Genomic DNA, 24,246 nt, shown 5'->3' with positions numbered 1-24,246 from the left:
TAGCTGATCGCTGAATCTGGCGCGCGTGCCGATTCGTCGTAGGCGCGTGGCACCAATAGAGTCACCAAATGGTTGCGATCATCACGATCGAGAAGGGATTCGCGTCCCGGCTCGCCGAGAAGGCTGCCGGCCGCCCCGGATCGGACTACTCCGAGGCGTGGCGCGTCGAGAACTGGCACGGGCGGACTACGCAGCTCGTGGTCATGGTCGACCGTTCCTCAGCGGCCGTCCACTGGCTCGGCCGCGCCGTGCGCGGCCGACGGGTGACCAGTCGTGACCTGCGTGTCAACGTCGTCGAGCTCCACGAGATCGAACCGATCGCGATCGACAGGATCCGGCAATACTGGCGCGACCCTCGTAACCGGCTGAGAGGCGGCAACGACGGCACACTCGAGGACTCCGAGGCCCTCGACCTCGTGCACACACTTCTCACCGTCAACAACGATCTTGGGCCTCTGATCCAAACTCTGGACCGCCCAGGCAGCCCATTGCTCGGGACCGGCGCGCGGGGCGAGTTGTTCAATCAGGAGCGGGATGCACTCGGATTGATCCTCGGCCTCTCCGGCATCGAACGGGATGAGCTGGAACGCTGGGTACCGCCGGACGGTGACGTGCCGTTCCTCACCGGACTCTCGTCGTACGTCGAGCGCGAGGATGCCATGGTCGACCACGACCTGCACCGCTTCGGGGACTGGACCGGCAAGACGGCGAGGGTCGGGTGGCAAACCTTCACCAACGGATCACGCCGGGTCTTCGTCATGAACGCGAACCGGTCGCCCGTCGAACGAACGCTGGGCGTCGACATGCTCTACTACAACGAACCCCGCAACTCGTTCGTCCTCGTGCAGTACAAGAAGATGCGCCCCGAAACGGTCCGCGGCGGCAAGGAGTCCCTGTTCTACCGGCCAGACGAACAACTCTGGCTCGAGATCGAGCGGATGCGAGGGGTCGACGAACTGTGTGGAGCTGCCGAGGGCGAGTACCGCCTCAACTGGAGCGCATCCTGGTTCAAGCTCTGCGACCCCAATCCCGCGATCGAGGATCCGACCGCCCTCATCAAGGGCATGTACTTCGCTCTCGAACACTTCGAGGAACTACTGGCCACACAGCGCGGCCCCCTGGACGGAGTCCGGATCGGCTACGACCAGGTCGATCGGTACTTCAACAACACGATGTTCCTCGACCTCGTCCGCGACGGCTGGATCGGCAGCCGAGGCCCCGCATCCGAAACCCTCAAGTCCCTCGTCCAGCAAAGTCTCGACTCAGGCCGCGCGGTCATGCTGGGTCTCGAACCACGGTAAAGGGTCACACATGAGCCAGTGTCGGTGCGCCGTGGCAGACCCTTCCCCCTCTCCCGCTGGATACACATCGGCCTCCAGTGACCAGCCGACCCCTCTCTGCCTCACCGACGCCGGCATCGCTCCGCGTGAGGCCCGCAGCAGTAACTTCCGCCAACTCGACCTCGCAAGCATGGTGGCCGGAATCGCTTCAGGCGCACCTCCTTACGCACCTCAATCAGCGCGAGAGGATGGTGAGCGATGAGAACCGATGTGTACGAGGCAACGCTCGAATCCCTTACCAGTAAGAGCTTTCACCCGTCATCGACAAGCGGTGATCAGTCTCAGTTTCGTATTCAGCAGTGAACGAACGACGAGGCCGCGGCTTCTTCTTGCCCATGGACTCCATGATGAACATCCTCCCGGAGCACAAGCTCCTGATCTCGAATGTCCGTCAAAACGGGCAAAGCCCAGGCGCTCTCCCACTAGATGCGAGGTTGTGAAGCTCGCTACTTCGGCATCAAGGTCAAGTGTGCTACTCGGCGCCATGGCCAAGCTCGGATCTAGGTGTGTTGCTGCTCGTCCTGCACAGGCCAGATTTGTGGCAACTGGCAAGCCGCCATATACCGTTCCGCCATGAGCGACGACGCTGTAGGAAGTAGCGAACCATTCGCAGGGCTTGTTCCCGAGACCCTGGCCGAGGCGGGCATCGGGTTCGCAACTGGTGGCCCAATAGGTGCAGCCGTCGGCGCAGTGAAGCCATTCGTCACACGCTTGATCAAGCTCAGCGCTGCGGAGCTTCGCTCAGGCGACGAACGAGTCGCAACTACTTGGCGAGCCGCTGCAGACTCATCACACCTCGACTTGGTAGATCTAGTTGACAGGGCGATGTCGGATCCGGATCGACAGTTCCTCGGGTACTCGGCCAGCGAAGCCGCTCGCTACGCTAGGACCACCTCGAAACTCAACGTGCTCGGGCAAGCACTTGCCACAGGGGTTCTGGCAGAAGACGAGGCAGTCCTCGACAATGAGCAGCAGGTCGTCGACGCGCTATCTCAGATCGAACGGCCTCATCTGGCAGTGATGTGGGCGTTGAGAACGGACTCTGGCGCGCCGAACGGGTGGGCCCCTCTCAGCCTGAACTGGGAAGAGCTTCAGGCGCAAGTGCCCGCGTATCGTCACATCCTTCCTCGGCTATTGGGCATCTTGGATCGTGAGGGATTGGTCTCACGTCAGTCCACCGTGACCATCGTGCCCACCGGAGAGGGGGATGCGCCCCGGCGCCCGGGGCGGGAGGACTACTCGGGTGATTATTGGGCCCTTACCCAGTTCGGCCTCGAACTCCTGAGTCGGCTGTACCGAGCCGGGCTGGAGACGCCAGAGGCGGATGCCACCTCGCCCTAGCAGGCCGATCGAGCTAGCGCAGAGTCGCGAAGGTCTTCATACGTTCGGGCTCTGGGTGATCTCCAGCAGGACGCATCGACCAGCACTCATCGTCCCCGGAGCCAGGCGCGGATCCTGCTCCGTATCCGGGAAGGACGACCAGCAACCCGGCGTTCCGGACCTGCCGCGAGCAGCTCGCCGACTCAGTTCTCCGCACGGTCGGCTTCACCAGAGCTGGCTTGAGCCCCTGAGTTGGGCCAAATGCTTTAGTGCCTCGCGGTCGGGGTTTGCATCGCGTTGAGGATTGCGGTCTCGGCGGGGCTGAGCGCGGGTGGGATGGTGGTCGTGATGCCGTTGATTTCGACGGTCGCCGAGCGCAGTGGCCTGAGGGTGCGCAGGACGCGTCGAATGAGAGCCCGGTGCGGTTCTGCACGGTGCGGCTGACGGCGAGGGCGGTGAACACCATGGTGAGGTGGGCCTCGATCGCGTCGCGGGTGCGGGCGAAGATCGGCCGGGCGCGTAGGTCGGTCTTTGACATCCGGAAGGACTACTCGACCTGCCAGACATCGTGATAGCTCGCGATGACCTCGCGTGCGGGCATGACGCCGACGGGGATGTTGGTGACGTAGCCCTTCAATCCGACCAGCCGCCGCGCCCGCGCGAGCGCCTTCTCATCGAGTGTCTGTGCGCCGTTGGTTGTCTTGACGAACCGCGGGATGCGTGTGGTCTTCTCCCCGGCAACGACGGCCTTGGCGCGGTTCTCCTGCAGGGTCAGGGTCTTGGTGTCGCGGACCGAGCGCTTGGTCGAGTAGGCCCACACCGCCCGCCGCGACCCGGGATGCGGCTACGCCCAGGAGCTCCTAGCTGTTGGACAGGCCGGCGGCCGGTTTAGCGACATACTCATCGAGATGCTCGATGGGATGCTGGCGGCCCTGCTCGCGCATCCCAGGTCCTTCCTCTTGCTGCACATCGGACCGATCCTCAATCAGTATCCGGAGCTTGGAGGGGCTATCGTTGGCGAGATCCGGCATTATCTGACCAACTGGTGTCAGAGCTACACGTTGTTCGCAAGCCATGGCGTCAAGCTCCGACCAGGCTGAACCGTAGAGCGCATGGGGCCAGCACTGACCGCAATGCTGGACGGCTTCCTTCTCCGATCCCGGCTACAGCCGGACGAGATGACTTCCTGCCGATGGCGGGATGCCAGCCTGCTGACAGACACGATTATCGCGTTCAGCGTCGGCGTCATTGACGTTGACGGGACGGCCGGACATCGCGCGGCTTGCTCAACGGGGTCTTCCCGGCCTAACGACGGCCAGACATGCCGCGCGCATCGCGTAGCCGCATCCGTCGGCTCGGCGCGTCGCGCGCAGAACTACCAGTAACGTATGCCCAGCTATAGGCGATACATCAAGGTGGGCACGTTGGATCAACGGGAGGAAAAATGGGGGGACTACCGTTCGGCATAGGGCCACTGTTGTTCAGCATTGATGCCGATTCGCCAAACGAGCGCCAAGCTGCCATCGCCAAGGCATTCAAGCTACCTGGCGTTGAGTTGAGAAATTGCTGGTTCAACCAAAGCGCTGAGGCTGATGCCAAGGCACGCGAGAAACTCTCTCTGCCCTCTCTACATAAGATCGCGTTGGCAAATATTCCCGCATCGGGCAATATACGACTGCGCCTTCATATCAGCATGGAGAAGCAGAGGCAGTATCTAGATGGCAGTCGTCCGGATACTGGCACGGAAGATTTTGAGCTGTCCGTTGAGTACGGACCCCTTATCCCAACTGCCTTCTCAGTCTGCGTGAATAGTAGCACCTTGAGGGGTGGAGCCAACTCTGTGAGGGTAGTTGGTCATCATCTTCATGAATGGTTCACGACCGAAGGCGTCACACGGAGCACCGGCGTTCGACTTCATTACGGGCCCGACGCAGTTCCTTTTCCTCTTGATGCCGTGCTGCGTGGGGCTGATCAGTCGGCGCGATTCATGAAGGAGCGGACATCTCTAACGCCAGCCCGCCTCGACTCATTTGTTTACTCGATGAGGGATAATCAGATTGAACCCATCGATGCTCTCTGGCAACTACAAAAGGCGATGCAGTACGAGCTTTCCTATCTGTTCTACTGCAAGCAGCTGGCGAGCGAGCGAGGCGAGGCTGCCTCGGAGGTGCGACGTGCCGCGGATCAACTCATTGGATCCCATACTTCATTGGAGTTCCGTCAGAAGTTCCGTCGCTTGTTCCAGGGGGGTCAGGCGCAGCAGGTGGCATTGCAGGTCCTCTCAGCTCGGAAACGAACGAGCACCGACATGGAGTTCCAAACTGAGGCTCTGATGCAAGTGCACACCCATGCGGATCTCGCCGTATTTCAGGATGTCTATGACTCCATAGCGAGCGACGATTTCGAACCTGACCTTGTTTATGCCGAGAGCGCGGTTGAGGTAGTCGAGACATTGAGGCGAAGCGATTTTCAGGTTTACGTCGCCGCAATGGTGACACTCACGGTCGCGATGCTTACCATTGCCTCCCGAGCTCTTGGCGGTGGGTGAACCCGGCCTCCGGCAATGTCCGGCTCGACATCGAACGGGCGCGCCACAATCGGGGGTTCGGGGATCCGGTGCAGCGTCCCTGATGAGACAAACGGACATGGAGCGAGACCAGCCCATCGATCGATTTCTCGATTGAGGACTTCAGAACCGATCGAACCGGCTGCCTAATCCCGGATCCTTGCCGCCTCCAAGGATGACCAGTAACATGAGGAGGCTAGCTAAGGGGTGGAATGGCTACAGAGCTTGAGCGACACACAAGGAAGCAACGAATCGACCCCCGCCTGAAGACCGCGGGCTGGTCGATCGTTCCGTTTCGCGGCACCGACACCCATCCGTATAAGCGGGTGGCCTTTGAGGAGTATCCCACCAGCGCGGGTCCAGCGGACTACGCGCTCTGCGACGGCGACGAGGTCCGTGGAGTCGTCGAAGCCAAGAAGGTGACGCTCGGTCCTCAGGGTGTGCTTGTCCAAGCTGAGCGCTATTCAAGAGGCATCGGGCAGTCGCCTAAGTATCAGGATGAGTTCGGCGCGCCCTTCCTCTACTCAACTAACGGTGAAGTGACATGGTTTCACGACGTCCGTCATGCACTCAGCCGCTCCCGGCGAGTGTCTGGGTTCCACACGCCGGCTGCGCTCGAGGAGTTACTCTCCCGCGACTTCGATTCTGAGATCGAAGCGCTTGAGCGAATTCCCCAGAACTCGCGCATGCGCCCGTACCAGGTCGAGGCCAACTCCGCCATCGAGCAGGCAATTCGTGACCGTAAGCGGAAGATGCTCGTCGCCATGGCCACCGGTACAGGCAAGACGCTGACGATGGTCAATGAGGTCTACCGCCTCATGAAGTCCGGGGCCGCCCGGCGAGTGCTGTTCCTTGTCGACCGCAAGGCGCTGGCAGCTCAAGCCGTTCGGGCGTTCGCCTCGTTTGAGGCTGAGCCCGGCTTGAAGTTTGACAAGATCTACCCGGTCTACTCGCAGCGCTTCCAAAAATCCGATTTGGAGGAGGCCGCCACCTGGGACCCCAACGTCATGCCCAACGCGTTGTTGACGAATCCCAAGCTCGGCGACGCCTTCGTGTATGTATGCACCATCCAGCGTATGGCTATGAACCTACTAGGCGGCGAGGGCGCGCTGACCCTCGGCGATGAGGCGGCCGATGCCAATGTCGAACAGCTCAACATCCCCATTCATGCCTTCGATTTGATCATCGCTGACGAATGCCATCGTGGGTACTCCGCCAAGGAGATGTCCGTGTGGCGAAGCACGCTCGATCACTTCGATGCGGTCAAGGTCGGCCTCACCGCGACGCCGGCGGCCCACACTGTGGCGTACTTCGAGAACCTGGTCTTCCGCTACGAGTATGACCGCGCCGTGCGTGAGGGCCACCTGGTCGACTACGACGTCGTGCGTGTTCGCTCGAACGTCCGCATGAACGGCGTTTTCCTGAACGAGGGTGAACAGGTCGATGAGGTCGATCCTGAGACCGGTACCCGCCAGCTCGATCTACTAGAAGATGAGCGCAGCTTCGACGCCGCCGACGTCGAACGCAAGATCACCGCTCCGGACTCGAACCGCAAGATCATCGAGGAGCTCAAGGCCTTCGCGGACGAGCACGAACAACAGTACGGCCGCTTCCCCAAGACGCTCATCTTCGCCGCCAATGATCTGCCGCACACCTCGCATGCCGATCAGCTTGTCGACCTGGCGCGAGACATCTTTGGGCGGGGCGACTCATTTGTCGCCAAGATCACCGGACGCGTTGACAGACCGCTACAGCGGATCCGCGAGTTTCGCAACCGCCCCAACCCTGGGGTAGTTGTGACCGTCGACCTGCTCTCGACCGGTGTCGACATCCCCGACCTTGAGTACATCGTCTTCCTCCGTCCGGTGAAGTCTCGCATCCTGTTCGAACAGATGCTCGGACGCGGGACACGGAAGGGCGACAGGTACCCGGACAAGTCGCACTTCGTGGTTTTCGACTGCTTCGACGGCACGCTGTTCGAGTACTTCCGCAACACCACGGGCATGACCGTCGAGCCGCCCGAGGGTGACGGTAAGAGCATCGCTCAGATCATCGAAGAGATCTGGCAGAACAAGGATCGTGCGTACAACACTCGCCGCTTGTCGAAGCGTCTTCAGCGTATCGACAAGGAGATGTCCGGTGATGCCCGAGACCTGTTCGCGCGCTTCATCCCCGGTGGTGACCTCGCCGCGTTCGCTGAAGATCTCGCAAGTCTCTTGCGCCGGACATTCACCGACACCATGCGCGTCCTGCGTGACCCTAACTTCCAGAAGCTTCTCATCGACTACCCGCGTGCTCAGCGCACTTTCCTGGTCGCTCCAGGCGTCACCGACGAGGTTTCCTCCGAGTGGTTGATCCGCGCCGGCACAGGGCAGGAGTACAAGCCCAGCGAATACCTGGAAGCCTTCGCCTCGTTCGTCCACGAGCACCAAGACCAGGTCCAGGCCATATCGATCTTGCTGTCACGCCCCAAGGACTGGGGTGCGGCGCCGTTGACTGAACTGCGCCAGGCACTGACGCAGGCTCCCGAGCACTTCACGGAGGCCAATCTTCAGCGGGCCTTCCATGCCGCCCACCACAAGGCCCTCGCCGACATCATCTCGATGGTCAAGCGAGCGGCCGTCGACACGTCGCCGCTCCTCACGGCCGAGGAGCGCGTCAACCAGGCGGTCGATCGGGTCGTAGGTGGGCGTACGCTGACTGATGCACAGGCCACCTGGGTCGAGTACATCCGGCAACATCTCGTCGCAAACCTCTCCATCGAGCGCGACGACTTCGAGGCAATCCCGGTACTCTCCGACCATGGCGGATGGGGCCGCGCCAACCGGGTGTTCGCGGGCCAGCTCGCCGAGCTAATCGATGAACTAAACGAGGAGCTAGTAGCAGCGTGACGGATGTTGTTGGAAAACTGTGGGGCTTCTGCCACGTCCTACGCCATGACGGCGTGGACTATGGCGACTACATCGAGCAGCTCACTTACTTGCTCTTCATCAAGATGGCCGACGAGCGAGGCATTGAGCTTCCCGAAGACACCGATTGGCCCTACCTCCGCAAGCAGAGCGGGACGGACCTCCTCGATGCGTATGTCGAGGCCCTGCGTCTCCTCGGTAAGCAGCCCGGCATTCTCGGGGACATTTTCAGCGGCGCCCAGAGCCGTTTTGGCAATCCGGTCAACCTGCAGAAGCTCATCGGCATCATCGACGAGACCGAGTGGACCTCGCTCGACGTAGACATCAAGGCAGCAGCCTTCGAGGGACTGCTCGAGAAAGCCGCAGCCGAAGGCAAGAAGGGCGCCGGACAGTACTTCACGCCACGCCTACTCATCCAGTCGATGGTGCGTTGCATAAAGCCTGACCCACGGGGCAGCAAGGACTTCACCATCAGTGATCCTGCCTGTGGTACGGGCGGATTCCTAGTAGCTGCCTATGAGTGGCTGAAGGATGAAACCGGCGGTGCGTTCGATCGCGAGACGGCTCTCCGTATACGTAAGCAGACGTACTTCGGCCAGGAACTCGTGCCCAGGCCACGGCGGCTCGCACTCATGAACATGTATTTGCACCAGGTCGAGCCGCACATCACGCTCGGCGACTCCATCTACGAGGAGCCAAGCCGTCAACGCTTCGACGTCATCCTCACCAACCCTCCGTTCGGTACCAAAGGTGCCAACCAGGCGCCCGTCCGCGACGACTTCGTCGTGTCGACTAGCAACAAGCAGCTCAACTTCATCCAGCATGTCCTGACCACCCTTAAGCCAGGCGGCCGCGCCGCAGTTGTGGTCCCCGACAACGTCCTCTTCGCGGGCCAGGCGGGCGAGGTGTTCGAGCTGCTCATGCAGGACTGTGACGTCCACACGGTCCTGCGTTGTCCTCGGGGGACATTCAGCCCGTACACCGAGGGCACCGCGACCAACGTCATCTTCTTCACCAAGGGTCGACCGACCGAACGCACGTGGATCTACGACGCCCGAGCCAACGTTCCCAAGATCACCAAGACAAGCCGGCCCCTCGCTGCAAGGCACTTCACGGAGTTCGAGCAATGTTTCGGCGAGGACCCCAACGGCCGACGCACGCGAAACGAGGACGATTCCGCTGGTGGTCGCTGGCGCAGCTTCAGCCTCGACGACATCAAGGCGCACCACTACAAGCTCGACGCTTTCAAGTGGATCCGAGACAAAGAGCTCGACGATCCCGACGAGATCCCGGAGCCCGAGGAGTTGATCACCGAGGCCACAGAGGAGCTTCAGCTCGCCTTAGACAACCTCGCGGACATTCAGCACCTCCTTGAGGGTAATGGCGGCGACTCATGACCGAGAGCACGGAAGGACTTCCGCAGGGTTGGATGCGTCGACGTGTTGGAGACGTTCTGGTGCTACGAAACGGGTACGCGTTCAAGGCGTCCGAGTGGAGTCAGTCCGGAAGACCTATCATTCGCATTCAGAACCTCAAGTCGGATTCCGCAACCCACAACTACTATGGCGGCACCCTACCTGACCGCTTTCGAGCGAAGCCTGGCGATCTATTGTTTGCCTGGTCGGGCACCCCAGGAACCTCATTCGGTGCCCATGTATGGAATGGCCCGGAAGCCTGGATTAACCAGCATATCTTCCGAGTTGACTTTTCCTCGGATGATTTCGATCGCGACTTCCTGAAACTTGCTCTCGACTTCAACCTGAACGACTATATCTCGGAGGCGCAGGGCGGTGTCGGTCTTGCTCACATCACTAAGGGAAAGCTCAATGAGTCGTACCTCATCGCTCCTCCACTTCCAATACAGCGGCAGATCGCCGTTCGAGTTGCTGAGATTGCCCATGGCCGGGCTTCGGCACTAAACCATCTTGCGCTGGCTCAACGCGCCATCGAACGTTTTCGTCAATCCGTCCTTACGGCCGCGTATAGGGAAGCGAGCACCTGGGGCGACGCCAATACCCAGGTTCCTCTAACCAGCGTACTGCGCGAGCCGCTCAAGAACGGGTACTCGGCCAAACCCGTCAACCATGAGACCGGGTTCCGAGTTCTCACTCTTACAGCTACGACCAGTGGCTGGTTCGATCCTCGCCACTTCAAATACACCGAGGAGGAGTTCCCGCCGGAGTCCCCTTTCTGGCTCACACCCGGTGACATAGTAATCCAGCGTGGAAACACCGCCGAATACGTCGGTGTTCCCGCCTTATATGAAGGCGATCCGGGCGAGTTTCTGTACCCTGATCTCATGATTCGGGCGAGGGTGCAGCCGGAGATTGATCCTCGGTTCGCCTGGTATATGCTGCTCGCGCCTCAGGCGAGGAACTATCTCAGGGATCGAGCTACTGGATCGGCAGGCAATATGCCGAAGATCAATCAGAAGGTACTTGCTGACCTTCCGATCCCTATGCCGCCGGTCGACGCTAGGCAGGCGATCATTGCGAAACTCGATAAGGCATTGGCGCTCACGAAAGAGATACGGGACCGAATCGACATGGCTGCACGTCACGTAGATGCCACCTCGCGAGCGGTCCTGGCCAAGGCCTTCCGCGGAGACCTTGGTTTGTCCGAGAATCCGAACTGAGGTCGCGAGCTAGTGTCGTGAGTCGGTAATTCGTTGGCAGTATGCGGCGAGGATGTCGAGGATCTGGTCGGCGGTCTTGGTCCAGACGAAGGGCTTGGGGTCGGCGTTCCAGGTGTTGATCCAGGCGCGGACGTCGGCTTCGAGTTCGGTGACGGAGCGGTGGGCGGAGCGGCGGAGTTTGCGGTTGGTGAGTTCGGCGAACCAGCGTTCCACCAGGTTGAGCCACGAGCTGCTGGTGGGGGTGAAAAGCAGGTGGAACCTGGGTGGCGGATCAGCCACTCCTTCACCTTGGGGGTTTTGTGGGTGGCGTAGTTTGTCGAGTACCAGGTGCAGGTCGAGGTCTTTGGGGACGGCGGCGTCGATCAGTTTCAGGAACCGCAGGAACTCTTGATGACGGTGCCGGCGGTAGTGCTGGGCGATCACCGACCCGCTGGACAGGTCGAGGGCGGCGAAGAGGCTGGTGGTGCCGTGGCGCACGTAGTCGTTGGTCATCCGCGCCGGCGTGGTCGGCATCACCGGCAGGATCGGTGCCGTCCGGTCGATGGCCTGCATCTGCGACTTCTCATCGACCGCGAGCACCAGCGCGTTCTCCGGCGGACTCAGATACAGCCCGACGACATCGCGGACCTTGTCAATGAGCTGTGGGAACAACGGATCCGTGGACAGCTTCCAGGTCTCGATCGCCTGCGGCTTCAGCCCGAACGCCCGCCGGATCCGCGACACCGCCGACTGCGACATCCCCGTCGCCGACGCCATCGACCGGGTCGACCAGTGCGTGTCCTCGCCCGGAGTCTCCTCCAGCGTCTTGGTGATCACCCGCTCGATGTCGTCGTCGGTGATCGTCCGTGGCCGGCCCGGCCGCGGCTCGTCCGACAACCCGTCCAGCCGCTCGGCCAGGAACCGAGAACGCCACCTCGACACCATGTTCCGCGACACCCCGACAGCCTCAGCGACCTCACCGATCGTGCCACCGTCCGCACACCGCAACACAATCCGGGACCGCAACGCCAACGGCTGCGACGTTTCCGCCGCCGAGCCCACCCAGCCAGCACAGACCGCTCCTCGCCGGACAACACCACCGGATCAACCTTCGGGCTCGGCATCACCACAGCATACCGACTAACCGCGAATTACTGACTCACGACACTAGAGGTGAAGTGAGGCGTAGTTTGACTCGAACAACTTCTCGGTATTGCCTCGTAGTGTCAGACGCATGTCGCAATACAGACGCCAATAGGCTTGCCATTCGTTCTCGTGCTCGTCACGGTAGTCGATCTTGAGACCAAGCGTGCGCGCGTCATCGGCATTTACGACCGCGCCATGTGACAGCCATTCAGCGTTGCTGTTGAGCTTGCCCGCCATCTCTGTCACGTTCGCCATCTCGCCGCGGAACATGCCTTCTCGAAGGAACTTCTCAGCGAACTTCCGCGACCGCGCCAGGGCCTTGCGGCACATGTCGAGCAGGGCAGGATCAAACTTGGCGACGAGCTCGCGGACCGCCGGCCCGTCCTTGCCATCGCGAACTTGCTTGATCATGTCCTCATAGGCATCGATGTATGACTGGGCCGGGCGACTACTTAGAGAACCATCCGACGACGGCGTGACGATCTGCGGGTCAATCGGACCCAGCTCACTCGTGTCGCTCATGATGATCGATTGAGCGGCCAAAGAGATGAGCGTACCCGCACTCTTGGCACAGTCCGGGACGATGACTCGCAGCTCGCCGTTTACGCCAACCGCTTTGAGCAGAAGCCCGGCGATCTTTTCAGCGGCGTCGACCTCTCCACCGAGCGTATGAAGCATGAGATCGAGCTTGGCGTCCGGCTCAACGTGATAGAGCAGGTCCGTCAGCGGCAGTACATCGTCCCGCTCGACATAGCCGGCTGGACCGGAGACATAGCAGATGAGAGTACGGCCGGTCGCTGCCTCGATCTCACGGATTAGTTCCTGGCGACGATAGCGTGCACCCTGAGTTGCACGGTAGAACGGGGTCTGAGTTGGCTGGGGCAATAATTCCCCATCGTTATCAGTGCTCTTATCGTTGTCGCTCATATCCCCGTCCTTCCTTGTTTAATCTTATCAGCTTTGCCCATCGAAGGTGGCCACGTCTGAGCCAGAAATGACAGCGGCTGCCGTTATGGGTCGCGTCGATACTTGGACGGAGGGTGAGCGTGGCACGATCGTGAATCGTCCAGTACGGGCGCCGACGCGTCGAGAGGTTCAGCATGATGCGCTGGTCTCGATGTCGGGGACAGTCGAAGGCGATCCAAGTCGGTCGGTTTGCCGACTGAACCAAAACTGCAGTTCGAGCGGCAAGTTCTAGCGGTATTTCGTCGGCGGCATCAACTACGCCGACAATGATGTACCTCCAGGGCACGAAGCGGCTTCCAGGCAGTTGCCGCAACCACAGCCGAAGACGTTGTCGAATTGAGTTGTCGGTGGAATGGAAGGCCACGTCAGTCCGTCCTCCAAGCCGTTCCCAGGAATGGTTCCTGGTCACCAAGGCCGAGGTGTCCGGTGGCCGGGTCGCAGAAGTGGCCGACGTTCGGCTGGCGGCTGTTCGTGCTGATCTCCCGCTCATGGGCGCGCAGGATCAACTCAGAGGGAGCCGCCTCGGGTCCATAGCCGGTCAGCCGCTCAAGCAGCTCGGCGACGGCGAATCCGGCAACGAGAGTGGTGAACGTGACCACAGCTGGATCAACCCGGCCAAGCTCGGGAGCGTACCCCTCATCTTGGCGTTGACGTCGTTCTTCGGGATTGAGCTGTTCGGCGGCGGCTCGGGCCAGGTCGATACGGTTTCGACAAACGAGGCAGGCGTAGCCGGGAGCCATGACGGTGATCCGGCCGTCGATGCCCAGCAACTCCCCGTCTTCGCTGGAGAGAAGAACGCCGCAGTCGATCACCGGGACCAGGTAGTAGCTGGACAGTCGGGCCAGGATGAGTCGGCCGGCGTTGTCATCGCTGCACCCGAAGATCACATCGCGGTCGGTGAGGGCAGCTGCAACGCCCCGCGAGGTGGTCCGTCCGACGATACTGCGGACGGCGACATCGGGCGCGATCGTCCTCACGTGGTCAGCAAGGGACGGCGCTTTGGGTTTGCCGACGGTCGACGGGCTGGAGCCGTAGACCCTGGTGATGTTGGTGTCTTCGATCACGTCGGGATCGACGATTAGGAGATCCCCAACGCCGAGGCGAGCGAGTTGCTCAGCCACAGCGGAACCGGTGCCGCCAGCACCAACAACGGCAACCTTGAGGCCGCGGAGCACTCCCTGGATGCCGCCACCGAAGGCCCGAACCTGGCGGTCGTACAGCGGCGGGATCTGCTCGGCGGGTGGCGCATCGACCGCGCTGATCAAACGGAACCGCGAACCGACGAGCCAAACCGTTGAGATTGGCACGATTTCGTCGTCGACGTACGTCCGACCGCTGAAGTCGAAGCCCCCAGCGTCGCTGGGTGAGAACACCAGACTGGCGAAGAAGTCCTGTCCCGTCCTGATCTGGAAGACGTCGGCCAGTTCGAAGTCGACGGTGTCGTCGTAAACACTGTTGATGGGCCAGCCGCCTGGATGTGTATGCAGCCAGATCGCGACCGCGCCGATCTCCTCCGCGCGGGCGAGAGCTCCGGTGTAACCACCCGATCGGATCGAGAGGCGGTCAGCTTCCCGCACGATGTACTGATCCTCCGGAACCCAGTGCAGCTCTTGCGCGAGCAGTCGGATCTGACCCTCCTGGCGAGCGAGACCGGCGAGGAGCACGCCGGCTGTCTCGACACGAAAAGCTGCCTGGGTCGCGATGTCGCGTGTCATCTGGTCGGGGATGGTGAGCGTGACGATCATGCCGTTCTCCTCGCCGACCGCGTCATCTCTCCGCGGATGCGGGCAAGATAGCTCTCGAGGCCGTCCACACCAGAGCGCCACTGGCCGGGCTGGACAAAGTGCCGCGACCACCGCTGCCAGTTCCGTCCGAAGTACTGTTCCCGAACCTCCGTCGCCTGCGCCTGCGAGCCGTCGAGCAGGATGAGCGCCGGGTCGCACCACCACATGTCAGGCGGGACATCCGGGTAGCCGGGCGACAGCCGCAGGAGGAGATCAGTTTCGGTCTGGCGATAACCCTCAGGTACTCGCCAGCTCGGAAATTGGACACAGATCATCCCGCCGTCCTCCTGCACCGTGTGGTTCAGGCCGCGGTCAGCGAGATAGGTGGTGTCGGAAGCGGGCAGCATGGTCTCGATCTCCTCGGTTCTTACAGTCCGGCGCCGGGGTTGATCTGGCCGGGCGCAGTGAAGAAGCGGAGGCCATTGCGCATAACGACGACATCGTCGTCCTGGATCTGCAGGTCGTCCTCGCCGGGACGGACCTCGTACAAGTCGCGCTCGGGAGGGATGTTCGGATCCGGCAGTTCGCGCAGCTGGGCACCCGTCAGCTTGGGCTGCGTGACCTTGAAGTGCTCGCGGTCGATCTGAATGTTGAAGTGCTTGTTGTCCTGCTCGTCGTGGGCCATCCTGGCTCCTCCTTCTAACTTGATACCACGGTATCATGGTGCTTGTCCGTTCTGCAACCATGATGCATAATGGGTTGTATACAGGGAGGAGAGGACGACGGTGAAGACCCCGAAAGCGATGACGATTCGCCTGTCTCAAGAGCAGGCGGAGGAGCTAGAGACAGTCGCTAGCGTCGAGGATCGGCCCGTGGCCGAGGTAATTCGTGCCGCGATCGCCGAGCACATTGATGCTCGAAAGCAGGATGAAGGCTTCCGCAAGAGCCTGCGCGAGCGTCTTGACCGAACCGAGCGCAGCTTCCGCACGCGGGAGTAGTTCGGCACGTCATGCCAGACGCTCTTGTTGCCTAGATCAACAAACAGCCCACTGCCTGCGACGTCAGGACGTGGGCTGTTACGCGTTCTAGTCTGGCGCGGCGAGCCAACTCATCGTCGGTTCTTGCCGACGTACCGCTCCGCCCGCAACCACTCACTGTAGTGGCGCTGGTTGACGAACGTGCGACCGCGAGCGACGACGGACCCGCACCCACAGCGGCATTTTGGCTTGGCGTCATCGGCCAATCGCACTGCCACGACAACAGAACCGTCGCTACGTGAGATTAGACGATCCAACTCTGTGACGAACTGACTGTTCGAAAGATGTCCTATCAGGGCACACTGCCGGGGGCACCGATAAATCTGCGGGTCAGGCGGGCACCACTGACAGCGCTCATCTGAGTCTCCCAAGACTCGCTCAGTGAAATTCCCCACCTGTGTGGCTCCGATGAACGCGGTGGGGCTCCTTCGAGAGTGGCGGTCTCCGACCACGCGCCACCTGCTCGAAGGAGCCCTTGCTGTCCATGCTTTCACGGGAGGAAGACATCGACGCGCACTCATTGCGTCGCCGGGGCTGGACGATCTCGGCGATCGCCCGGCATCTGAAGCGAGACCGTAAGACCATCCGTGCCATCTGGACGGCGAGCGGGTTGCCGGCGAGCGCCGTCCGGCGGGGCCGGACCTGTTCGAGCCGTACGTCGACTACGTCCGTGCACGGCTGACCGAGGATCCGCACCTGTGGGCGCAGACCCTGTTCGATGAGGTCGTTGCCCTCGGCTATGACAAGGCGTACTCCACGTTCACGGGCAGATCCGGGCCCGTGGGTTACGGCCGCACTGCGAGCCGTGCTCGGCCACGACGGGTCGGGTGGCGGCGGTGATCTCGCATCCGCCGGGCGAGGAGATCCAGTGGGACTGGCTCGATCTCCCGGACCCGCCCGAGCCCTAGGGGTGGAGCAAGACCGCGCACCTGCTGATCGGGGCGCTCGCGCACTCCGGCAAGTGGCGCGCCACGCTCGCACCGAGCGAGGAGCAGGCTCACCTGATCGAAGCACTCGACGCGACCGCCCGTAAGCTGGGTGGTCTCACCCGGGTCTGGCGGTTCGACCGGATGGCCACCGTCTGCCACCCGGCGAGCGGGAGGGTGACTGCGGCGTTCGCCGCGGTGGCCAAGCACTACGGGGTATCGGTGGCCGAGGCCGAGGGCTGGTCGATGACCGCGACACTGGAACACCTGCTGGGCAAGGAAGTCTACGCCGCCGAGGCCCGCAAACTCGCCGACCGGCTCCGGTTCGCGTCCCCTGCCCACTCCCGCCAGCTTGGCGGACTTCGACTTCGACGCCGCACCCGGCGTCGACCGCAACCTCATCGACGAGCTGGCCAGCTGCCGCTACCTCGACACCGCCACCAACGTGCTGCTGATCGGGCCACCCGGCGTCGGGAAAACACACCTGGCCGTCGGTCTCGGCCGCGCCGCCGCCGAGGCGCGCTACCGCACCTACTTCACCACCGCCGCCGACCTGGCCGCCCGCTGCCACCGCGCCGCCATCGAAGGCCGGTGGGCCACCACCATGCGCTTCTACGCCGGACCGACTCTCCTCGTCATCGATGACTGGGCTACCTGCCGCTGCCCGGCGAGGCCGCCTCCGCGCTGTTCCAGGTCGTCTCCCAGCGCTACCTCAAAACCTCCATCGTGCTCACCACCAACCGCGGCGTCGCGTCCTGGGGCGAGATCCTCGGCGACACCACCGTCGCCGCAGCCATGCTCGATCGGCTCCTCCACCGCTCCGTCGTCCTCAACCTCGACGGCGACTCCTACGGACCCCGCGACCACCACGCCCGCAACGACACACTCCGCCAGACCACCACAGGCACCCGCCGGCCGCTGCAATAACCACTGCTCAGGGTGGGAATTTCGATGAGCATCACTGGGGAAGTTCGGCGAGCGCCATCACCAAAGGGACCCGTCGACGGGTTAGGTCTCAACTTGTGTTTTCAATCCGCTCGAAGATGTCCGCGTCCGTTTCTCGCTGCCAGGCTGGCAGGTTGTCCCAGTCGGCTACATAGCTGGGCTTGGGATCGGGGATGTGGCGGTGGATCTGGGCGATCCAGCACAACGCCACGAAGCGGCCCTTCTGCTCTCGACTGAGCTTGCTTGTGGTTCCTTCCGACGCCTCGACGAACGCCCGGACCTGGTCGTAGACGGCTGCGGCGCTCGCCCGTTCCCAATCGGGTGTGTCTTCCCATGGCGCGATATACCCGGGCTTTGGTTCACCGGGGTAGTGCTTCCTCACGCCTGCAATCCACGCCTCACGGAAGATCTGACCTGGTTCGTACGACAACAGCTTTCTCCTTGGGCGAGACGGGTGAGAGGGACGAACGCTCGGCGGACAAGCACACCGGGGTCAACCTGGATCGCTCGGTGTCGTGAGCTCGTTCGCGATGGCGCCAGCGACAGCGTCCGCGATCCCAGGAAGCCATGCCCACTGGCCGTTTGGGTTGATCTCCAGGAAGTACCACCGGCCGTCAGGCGTGACTACAAAGTCGAGTACGCCGAAGACTAAGTCGAGGCGAGCCATCAGCCGGGCGACACCAACACGTATCTCGTCCGGCACCTGAGCAGGCCTGTACGACAAGGCGTCATAGTCGGTACGCCAGTCGAGCGCCGCTTGCGAGCTGTGCGCATGGATCTCGACTCCGAACATCTGCGATCCGACCACAATCAGCCGGACGTCGTAGCGCTTGGGCACGAACTCCTGGAAGAGGTGTGCTGTCAGCCGCACAGACTCGTCGATCTCGTCCGGCGCCACGAAGCGGACCGTCGGGGTGCTCACAGAGCCGTTGGCAAAGTCACGTCCGATGCCCTTGTAGATCACCTGTCCGACCTGTTCGGAGGCGAACGTCCGAGCTGCCGTCGGGTCGTTCGTAATGATCGACCGAGGCGAAACAAGGCCGGAGGCGTAGGCGAGCCTGAGCTGATGCGGCTTGTACGACGCAATGCGTTCGGCAGCAGGGTGATTGATCCAGCGACATGGCAATGCCATGAGCACTCCGGTGAAGCCCGCCTGTGCCTCCGTGGAGGTGAACTCACGCTCCTCGTCTGTCATGTCGGCCGGCAGCCGAAACGGCGTCGGTCTGCGGCAGTAGATGCCCCGAATCCCGGTCAGGTCGACCATGCGGCCAGCATGCTGGATGACACCGGTCCACCGGCCCTCGTAGTGAGCCTCCAGGGCGACATCCGTTGGGAAATCGGCGAGGTCACAACGAAGGACGGGAGTCTTGGACTCGTCGAGCTTCTGAACAACAAGGTCGGCCGTCACGTCGTTCGGGTTGGTGAGTACCAGGACAGCCGACTCGTCGCTCATCAACGCGGCAGATCAGGCGAGCAGACTGTTCGCGTCATCGTTGCCATCACCCGGCCGGCATTGTTCGGCCGCAAGTACGCCGGGTTGAGTTGCCCAGGGCTGACCGTCAGGGGTCGTGCTCATCTGCTTCTCAGGGTCGTATTGCGCCTCGTCCGACGCCGACTGCTCGACGGTTGAACGCACGAGGTGGGACATACCGAACGGACGGTTGCTCATGATCAAGCCTTTCTTCGAGAGGTCAGGCGGACTTGCTGTTGTGCAAAGGGAGGACGTCGATGTCCTCAACGGGCCAGTGCGGGTATGTCTGGGTCGTGCCGACCTTTTTCCATCCCCAGCGTTGATACATCGCGTGAGCCTGTGCACCGGGGCGGGAGATGAGACTCGCGAACGGCTCCGGTCGGTCGGCGAGGAGAGCAGCGACGAGCTGGCGGGAGAAGCCACGGCCACGGAAGTCCGTGTGTACTCCGAGCTCGATCACCGCGAACAGAGGGCCTGAAGCAACGTCGTCCGGCGGCGGGTCAGTCTTGACACCGGTCCACCATCGTCCAGGAGGAAAGGTGAATCCGTACGAGAACCCCACGAGGCGCCCGTCGATCCTCCCGGCGACCAAGACGAAGCCGTCAAGGCCAGCATGCTTCGTGATGCGGATCTCGAATTGCTCGATGTCTTCGTCCGACATCTCGTAGGGAGGTTCGGAGTACGCGTTCGCGTAGAGCGGCTTGAGTCTAGGGATGAGATCGAGCGTCTCGGTCCCCGTATGGCGGGTCATGGTCAGGGTCATGCTCTCTCCGAGTCGAGTCCGGCTTGACATGTCTGGTCGGCGAAACTGACGCCTCGTGAGGTCCGCGATGCGCGTGCTGCTCGGGCTACCGCCCGGACATGATGGCGAGCGCGTCGGGAACCAGTTGCGGCCACGGACTCGAGGTGTGGTGTAAGGACCTCGGCCGCGCCGACGACGTCGCCGGAGCTGACCATCGATCTAGCCAGCAGAGTCGTGTAGAGGAGTCGATTCCGCTGGAGGTGCAACGGGATGCGGTCGATCATGTCTCGATAGAGCGACTGGGATCGAGCTGCATCGTCGAGTAGCCCGTAGGAGAGCGCTCGCAGGCCGTCGTACTCCGCTCGGTCATAGAAGTCGAGCCACGTCGGGTCGTCATCGGCTGAACCGTCCGGCAGCAGATTGGCAGCCTGGCGCTGCAACCGATCGAACTGCGTCGGCTCGTGACGAGCTGCCCACGCCGCGGCCTCACGAATGAGCAGCAGAGATCTGAGCCTCGGTGATGCCCAACCACTCGCAACCGCCGTCGCTCGTTGCGCAAGAAGCAGACCCTCAGGGGCGCGGCTCAGGCTGAACGTTGCTTGATTCGAGAGGCTGCTGAGCGCAAAGACCTCTGTCTCGAGGTCGTTCGCCAGCTGCGCTTGGAACAACGCGTGCTGCCAGTGGAGGCGAGCGACCGTCTGATCGCCTCCGTCTAGGTGGAGCCATCCAGCCATCATCGAGAACTGGGCCGCCAGGGACTGCGCCTGCTGGGTCAGTTCGCACGACGCGAGCTGGGACTGGACAACGTCGTCGGCTCGCCCCGCCAGCTTGACGGCGAGCGTGCACAGAGCGTCGGTTCCGCCGTACTCATCACTCAACTGCTGGAGCCGCGGAACGGCCGATCGAAGCGTTTCGAGTTCTCGCTCGGCCTCGGCCGAGCGCATTCTGTCCGGACGCTCGCCAAACGCGCTCCACACGGAGGCGGCGGCAGACGCGCCGACACCACTGAGGAATTGTCGTCTGTCCGTGGCGTCCTCCTTGCTTGGTGCCCGGGCCGGACGAGCTTTGGCCGTAAGGCCGGCAAGATCGCGTGGAATCCCCAGACCATCGCAGAGCGACCGGATGGTCTGAATCGTTGGGGTCGGGATCCTGCCGTTCATCAACCGGGAGATCGTGGACTGAGTCAGGCCAGTGGCCTCGCTCATCCTCATCTGTGTGGCACCCGTGGCGGCGCTGATCGCACGCAACGCCGCCGACCAATTCCAATCGCGCAGGGCAGCGACGACGTCCTCGTGAACCAGTACGTCGGCCGGCACCTTGAACGTCGTACTCGAGGGCAGGTCACGACGGGCGACTGCACACGCTCGACAGACTGAGCCAGGATTATGCTGGCTCAGTGCTGCCTCACAGTGTTCGCATCGTCGCACGGAAGTAATTGTCCCGAGCCCTCTCCGTTGGCGCTATGCAAGCCTGCATAATGCGGCCGCACACTCATGCAGATACGCATCGTGATCATGGTAGCCACACCTGCACTCTCTGTAGTGTGACTGATCGTCCCAGGCAAAGCCACCACGCCGTTGCGGCACCGCCCACACCCTGCGACCGCCGGCGGACATCCATCCTCGACGTGGAGTCCTCCGACGATCCTGACTACCGGGTCTGCGTATGGCTCGACGCTTATTTGATCGCCGAGTGGACCGGACCGAGCTCGAAAGCAGAGGACTACGCGGCACTCCTCTCCAGCCAGTTCCCCAGCCTCCGCCTAAGCCATGAGCCGGTGCTCGACCCGGCGGAGGTCCGCTAATGCGTCGATTCGAGCTCCTGAGCAAACGCGACCCATCCGGTGGCATCGGAACGGGGATTGTTGCCATTGGCGTCGAGTTCCCGATCGACGAGCAGCGCAATGCCTGGGTTGTCCTCAAGTGGCTCGGCGCGCATCCGGGCATCGCATTTTGGCCGAGCGTTGACGATCTTCTCGAGGTTCATGGTCACCTCGGCGCGGCGGAGGTTCTCTGGCTCGACCCCGAGGATGCCGACCGGGACGAGGAGTCCAGCGCCGAAACCGCCCAAAGCCACCAACCCCACGGCGCGTTCATTGACGCCGCCAGGCGTCACACCTAGACAGCGCGGCCGGCGTGCTGGCAGCTGCCTGAGCCCGCGCTGGTCGCGCCCACCAAGAACCAACGACGGCGATCCACATCAAGGAGGAATTCGTGAGGCAGATGTCTGCCGATGCGGGTCGGTGGGCCATGATGGTTCCCACTGGAGGTGTCATTGATGGTTCGCAGGACAGACAGGCTACTCGTGACGGCACGCGCGTACGTCGAGCGTGGAATCGCGGTCATGCCGGCGTCGCCCATGGTCCCCGACGCCACTGGAACCAGCTGGCGGACCACATGGATGTGCAGTTGCGGCGACCGGTACTGCGAGACTCCAGGCGCACACCGGCTGACAACCGAGCCGCTGACTCAGCTGAGCCAGGTGTCGGCCGCCTACGATGTCGCGTCTCCTTCGAACCTACTGATCGCGTCCGGGCCTCAGGTCGCTATCTGGCGCGTTCCACTCGCGGTCGGCTCGTATGCACTGCGTCGACTCGAGCAGCAACGGCTGACGATCTGGCCGCCGATCATGCGGCTACCGGACCAGGGCTGGATCTTCTGTACGGCACCGACGAAGCAGCCAGCTGGGCTCGCCGACGTCGAGCTGGTCTGCGAGGATGCGCCGGTTCTGGCACCGCCGTCGCGAGGGCCGAACGGCGGAAGGCTGCGATGGCTCTGGAGCCGACGCTTCCCTGCGGTCCCGCTACCGGAGGCAGAGCCGGTGCTCGCTGCCCTTGCCGTCGGCTCGATGGACGAGCTCCGGGTAGCTGGAGTGGCCGATGAGCACGCCGACGCGCCTTCCAACAGAACCGATCGAGCCCACACCAGCCGCTGACACTCGGCACGATCGATTCCCTCCGCCGACCGCAGGCGGCTGGTGCGAAGACGCGCGCGATGACCCGATCACGGGCCTGGTCGCCTGGCCCGGCTTCTTCACCCGTCTACCAGGCCTGATCGCCGATGCCATCGGTCACGGCGCCAGCGTGGGGCTTGCGATCGGCGACGTCGACAATCTCAAGGACTATGTCGAAGGTGAGAAGGCCGTTGACGCCCAATCGTTCGGTCACCTGGCCGGCAACGCCTTCATGGGGCGCCTTGGCACCCTGGCCCGCAACTGGCTCTGGCGCACGAGTCTCGAACACAGCTGCCTGGCCACCTTCGGAGGCGACGAGATCGTTCTCATCGCGACGACGACGGACGAGCACTCATTCCTCACCCACGTCAAAGGCCTACGCGACCAACTGTGCGCAGGCCTGCCCCGAACCGTTTCCTTCGGCACAGGCGTGATCTCGCCGACCGCTGTACCCAGCACCGTGGTAGGCGACCACTGGTGGCGCGAGTTCACGGTCCACGCAATCGGTGCGATCGAGCACACCCTCTTCGACCACAAACACGCACGCAACACAGGAGCCCCAATCGCCCATGGCTTCATCGCGCATGCTCCCCTCAGCCGGTGCCGGTGACGTCCCATGGCCAACCAGTACGACTTCGCGGCGGCACAGCCGGCGGATCGGTTGCCGGCCATGAGCGCGGTCCACACGTGCCTCCTCGAGAGCAAGTCGGGCAGTCGGTGTGGCTGACGAACCACATGCTCGAACTCTGACAGATCAGTGAATGCTCCGCTGGCATCCACAGCCTCTGGCCAACTTGTGCTCGCACGTCCGAAGCTCTCGGAGTACGACAGAGAGCTACGACAACGAACCGGCGATCGGGGTCGAAGCAGCAGTGAAAGACAATCCCGCTGGCGGCAACGCCGTAGAGTTCAACAATCTGCGGTGCGCTGTGCAGTTGGCCAACCGATGATCGAACGGAGTAATCGTGAGCGTTGACGCTACCGACCGGGACGCAGCAGGCGTCGCCGTCTTCGCCTACGAGATGGGAGTACTCAAACGGCTCCGTCGGGCCGGATGGTGGCATGTCGGCGTCCGCGACCCCGAGTCCGTCGCAGAGCACAGCCTGCGCGTTGCCCAGCTCGCCGCACTGATCGCCAGCGAGGAGGGCGGCGACCCCGCGCGGGCGGCGTACCTCGGGATGTGGCACGACTCGCAGGAGACACGGATCGGCGATATCCCACACAGCGCCAGGCCGTATGTGGATGTCGCGAGCAACGAACGCATTACCGAGGACCAGGTCGCTGTCCTTCCAGACGCAGCCGCCAAGAGTATCCGCGAAGCCGTCAGCGAGTACGAGGCCGCCGAGACGATCGAGGCTCGCTGCGCGAAAGACGCCGATCGCCTCGAATGCCTCATGCAGGCCGTCGAGTACGGCGAGGCCGGCTACAAGCGCGTCACCGGCTGGATCGAATCCTCCCGCGCCCGCATCCAGACCGACTTCGGCCGCCGCCTTGCCGAAGCAGCTCTTCAAACCTCCCCACTCGCCTGGCGAGACCGCTGACCACTCCCCATTCACCGGCGGGTGACCGCGCAACTTCCTGCCAGCCG

23 protein-coding genes and 2 pseudogenes are annotated in these 24,246 nt (G+C 62.7%); 13 read left to right on the top strand and 12 right to left on the bottom strand.

Annotated elements, in window-relative coordinates; all coding sequences use genetic code 11:
- The first annotated feature begins 68 nt into the window (after window positions 1-68).
- On the top strand, window positions 69-1,301 hold the full coding sequence (locus ACWCOV_RS10040) for a hypothetical protein (protein ID WP_449828880.1): 1,233 nt from the start codon (window positions 69-71) through the stop codon (window positions 1,299-1,301).
- Window positions 1,302-1,913: 612 nt separating this feature from the next.
- A complete protein-coding gene (locus ACWCOV_RS10035; protein WP_449828879.1) occupies window positions 1,914-2,681 on the top strand; it encodes a hypothetical protein in 768 nt (255 codons plus the stop codon).
- Between the two features lie 245 nt (window positions 2,682-2,926).
- Here ACWCOV_RS10035 and ACWCOV_RS10030 read toward each other — a convergent pair.
- Window positions 2,927-3,495: pseudogene (locus ACWCOV_RS10030) on the bottom strand (IS1634 family transposase); the annotation flags it as partial.
- 73 nt (window positions 3,496-3,568) lie between these two features.
- Here ACWCOV_RS10030 and ACWCOV_RS10025 point away from each other — a divergent pair.
- From ACWCOV_RS10025 to ACWCOV_RS10005, 5 genes are all read left to right on the top strand, one after another.
- Window positions 3,569-3,760: a hypothetical protein gene (locus tag ACWCOV_RS10025; protein ID WP_449828878.1), complete on the top strand. Its 192-nt coding sequence runs from the start codon at window positions 3,569-3,571 to the stop codon at window positions 3,758-3,760.
- Between the two features lie 344 nt (window positions 3,761-4,104).
- Entirely contained in the window at window positions 4,105-5,208 is a 1,104-nt protein-coding gene (locus ACWCOV_RS10020; protein ID WP_449828877.1) for a hypothetical protein, read from the top strand.
- Window positions 5,209-5,438: 230 nt separating this feature from the next.
- Window positions 5,439-8,117 (top strand): type I restriction endonuclease subunit R, encoded by a 2,679-nt coding sequence (locus tag ACWCOV_RS10015; protein WP_449828876.1) that lies wholly within the window; start codon window positions 5,439-5,441, stop codon window positions 8,115-8,117.
- On the top strand, window positions 8,114-9,532 hold the full coding sequence (locus ACWCOV_RS10010) for an N-6 DNA methylase (RefSeq protein ID WP_449828875.1): 1,419 nt from the start codon (window positions 8,114-8,116) through the stop codon (window positions 9,530-9,532). Before ACWCOV_RS10015 ends, ACWCOV_RS10010 begins: the two co-directional genes overlap by 4 nt.
- Entirely contained in the window at window positions 9,529-10,770 is a 1,242-nt protein-coding gene (locus ACWCOV_RS10005; protein ID WP_449828874.1) for a restriction endonuclease subunit S, read from the top strand. The genes ACWCOV_RS10010 and ACWCOV_RS10005 overlap by 4 nt, the downstream gene beginning before the upstream one ends.
- A gap of 9 nt (window positions 10,771-10,779) precedes the next feature.
- Here the strand turns inward: ACWCOV_RS10005 and ACWCOV_RS10000 are convergent, their stop codons facing one another.
- The 6 genes from ACWCOV_RS10000 to ACWCOV_RS09975 form a co-directional block, all read right to left on the bottom strand.
- A complete protein-coding gene (locus ACWCOV_RS10000) occupies window positions 10,780-11,760 on the bottom strand; it encodes an IS630 family transposase (RefSeq protein WP_449828873.1) in 981 nt (326 codons plus the stop codon).
- Between the two features lie 156 nt (window positions 11,761-11,916).
- Window positions 11,917-12,822, bottom strand: a complete 906-nt coding sequence (locus ACWCOV_RS09995) for an SDH family Clp fold serine proteinase (RefSeq protein WP_449828872.1) — start codon at window positions 12,820-12,822, stop codon at window positions 11,917-11,919.
- Window positions 12,806-13,147 (bottom strand): DUF6527 family protein, encoded by a 342-nt coding sequence (locus ACWCOV_RS09990; protein ID WP_449828971.1) that lies wholly within the window; start codon window positions 13,145-13,147, stop codon window positions 12,806-12,808. The genes ACWCOV_RS09995 and ACWCOV_RS09990 overlap by 17 nt, the downstream gene beginning before the upstream one ends.
- Window positions 13,148-13,226: 79 nt before the next feature.
- The gene (locus ACWCOV_RS09985) at window positions 13,227-14,606 is read right to left on the bottom strand and encodes a HesA/MoeB/ThiF family protein (protein WP_449828871.1); all 1,380 of its coding nucleotides are present in this window, start codon (window positions 14,604-14,606) and stop codon (window positions 13,227-13,229) included.
- Window positions 14,603-14,992 carry an E2/UBC family protein gene (locus ACWCOV_RS09980; protein WP_449828870.1) on the bottom strand — a complete coding sequence of 130 codons (390 nt, stop codon included), beginning with the start codon at window positions 14,990-14,992 and terminating at the stop codon, window positions 14,603-14,605. The genes ACWCOV_RS09985 and ACWCOV_RS09980 overlap by 4 nt, the downstream gene beginning before the upstream one ends.
- Before the next feature lie 20 nt (window positions 14,993-15,012).
- Window positions 15,013-15,270, bottom strand: a complete 258-nt coding sequence (locus ACWCOV_RS09975) for a multiubiquitin domain-containing protein (protein ID WP_449828869.1) — start codon at window positions 15,268-15,270, stop codon at window positions 15,013-15,015.
- Between the two features lie 100 nt (window positions 15,271-15,370).
- On the opposite strand from ACWCOV_RS09975, the gene ACWCOV_RS09970 reads away from it, so the two are divergent.
- The 3 genes and pseudogenes from ACWCOV_RS09970 to istB all read left to right on the top strand — a co-directional run bounded on the left by ACWCOV_RS09970 (window position 15,371) and on the right by istB (window position 17,475).
- Window positions 15,371-15,583: a ribbon-helix-helix protein, CopG family gene (locus tag ACWCOV_RS09970; protein WP_449828868.1), complete on the top strand. Its 213-nt coding sequence runs from the start codon at window positions 15,371-15,373 to the stop codon at window positions 15,581-15,583.
- A 523-nt stretch (window positions 15,584-16,106) separates the two neighbouring features.
- Window positions 16,107-16,304 (top strand): hypothetical protein, encoded by a 198-nt coding sequence (locus ACWCOV_RS09965; RefSeq protein WP_449828867.1) that lies wholly within the window; start codon window positions 16,107-16,109, stop codon window positions 16,302-16,304.
- A 596-nt stretch (window positions 16,305-16,900) separates the two neighbouring features.
- Window positions 16,901-17,475 (top strand): annotated as a pseudogene (gene istB / locus ACWCOV_RS09960) (IS21-like element helper ATPase IstB).
- Between the two features lie 88 nt (window positions 17,476-17,563).
- Here istB and ACWCOV_RS09955 read toward each other — a convergent pair.
- The 5 genes from ACWCOV_RS09955 to ACWCOV_RS09935 all read right to left on the bottom strand — a co-directional run bounded on the left by ACWCOV_RS09955 (window position 17,564) and on the right by ACWCOV_RS09935 (window position 21,022).
- The gene (locus tag ACWCOV_RS09955; RefSeq protein WP_449828866.1) at window positions 17,564-17,923 is read right to left on the bottom strand and encodes a hypothetical protein; all 360 of its coding nucleotides are present in this window, start codon (window positions 17,921-17,923) and stop codon (window positions 17,564-17,566) included.
- Window positions 17,924-17,986: 63 nt separating this feature from the next.
- Window positions 17,987-18,946, bottom strand: a complete 960-nt coding sequence (tgmB, locus tag ACWCOV_RS09950) for an ATP-grasp ribosomal peptide maturase (protein WP_449828865.1) — start codon at window positions 18,944-18,946, stop codon at window positions 17,987-17,989.
- Between the two features lie 12 nt (window positions 18,947-18,958).
- On the bottom strand, window positions 18,959-19,162 hold the full coding sequence (locus ACWCOV_RS09945; RefSeq protein ID WP_449828864.1) for a hypothetical protein: 204 nt from the start codon (window positions 19,160-19,162) through the stop codon (window positions 18,959-18,961).
- A 22-nt stretch (window positions 19,163-19,184) separates the two neighbouring features.
- Complete coding sequence (locus ACWCOV_RS09940) at window positions 19,185-19,727, bottom strand: N-acetyltransferase family protein (RefSeq protein WP_449828863.1); 543 nt, start codon at window positions 19,725-19,727, stop codon at window positions 19,185-19,187.
- Window positions 19,724-21,022, bottom strand: coding sequence for a helix-turn-helix domain-containing protein (locus ACWCOV_RS09935; protein ID WP_449828862.1), 1,299 nt, complete (start codon window positions 21,020-21,022; stop codon window positions 19,724-19,726). The genes ACWCOV_RS09940 and ACWCOV_RS09935 overlap by 4 nt, the downstream gene beginning before the upstream one ends.
- A gap of 487 nt (window positions 21,023-21,509) precedes the next feature.
- Between ACWCOV_RS09935 and ACWCOV_RS09930 the strand changes: the two genes are divergently transcribed.
- From ACWCOV_RS09930 to ACWCOV_RS09920, 3 genes are all read left to right on the top strand, one after another.
- Entirely contained in the window at window positions 21,510-21,827 is a 318-nt protein-coding gene (locus ACWCOV_RS09930; protein ID WP_449828861.1) for a hypothetical protein, read from the top strand.
- Between the two features lie 757 nt (window positions 21,828-22,584).
- On the top strand, window positions 22,585-23,268 hold the full coding sequence (locus tag ACWCOV_RS09925; RefSeq protein ID WP_449828860.1) for a diguanylate cyclase domain-containing protein: 684 nt from the start codon (window positions 22,585-22,587) through the stop codon (window positions 23,266-23,268).
- Window positions 23,269-23,623: 355 nt separating this feature from the next.
- Window positions 23,624-24,199, top strand: coding sequence for an HD domain-containing protein (locus ACWCOV_RS09920; RefSeq protein ID WP_449828859.1), 576 nt, complete (start codon window positions 23,624-23,626; stop codon window positions 24,197-24,199).
- Window positions 24,200-24,246 lie beyond the last annotated feature (47 nt).

Source organism: Kribbella sp. NPDC002412 (assembly GCF_053592935.1).
The sequence above is the reverse complement of the archived record's forward strand: the minus strand, read 5'-3'. Positions and strand labels throughout refer to the sequence as shown.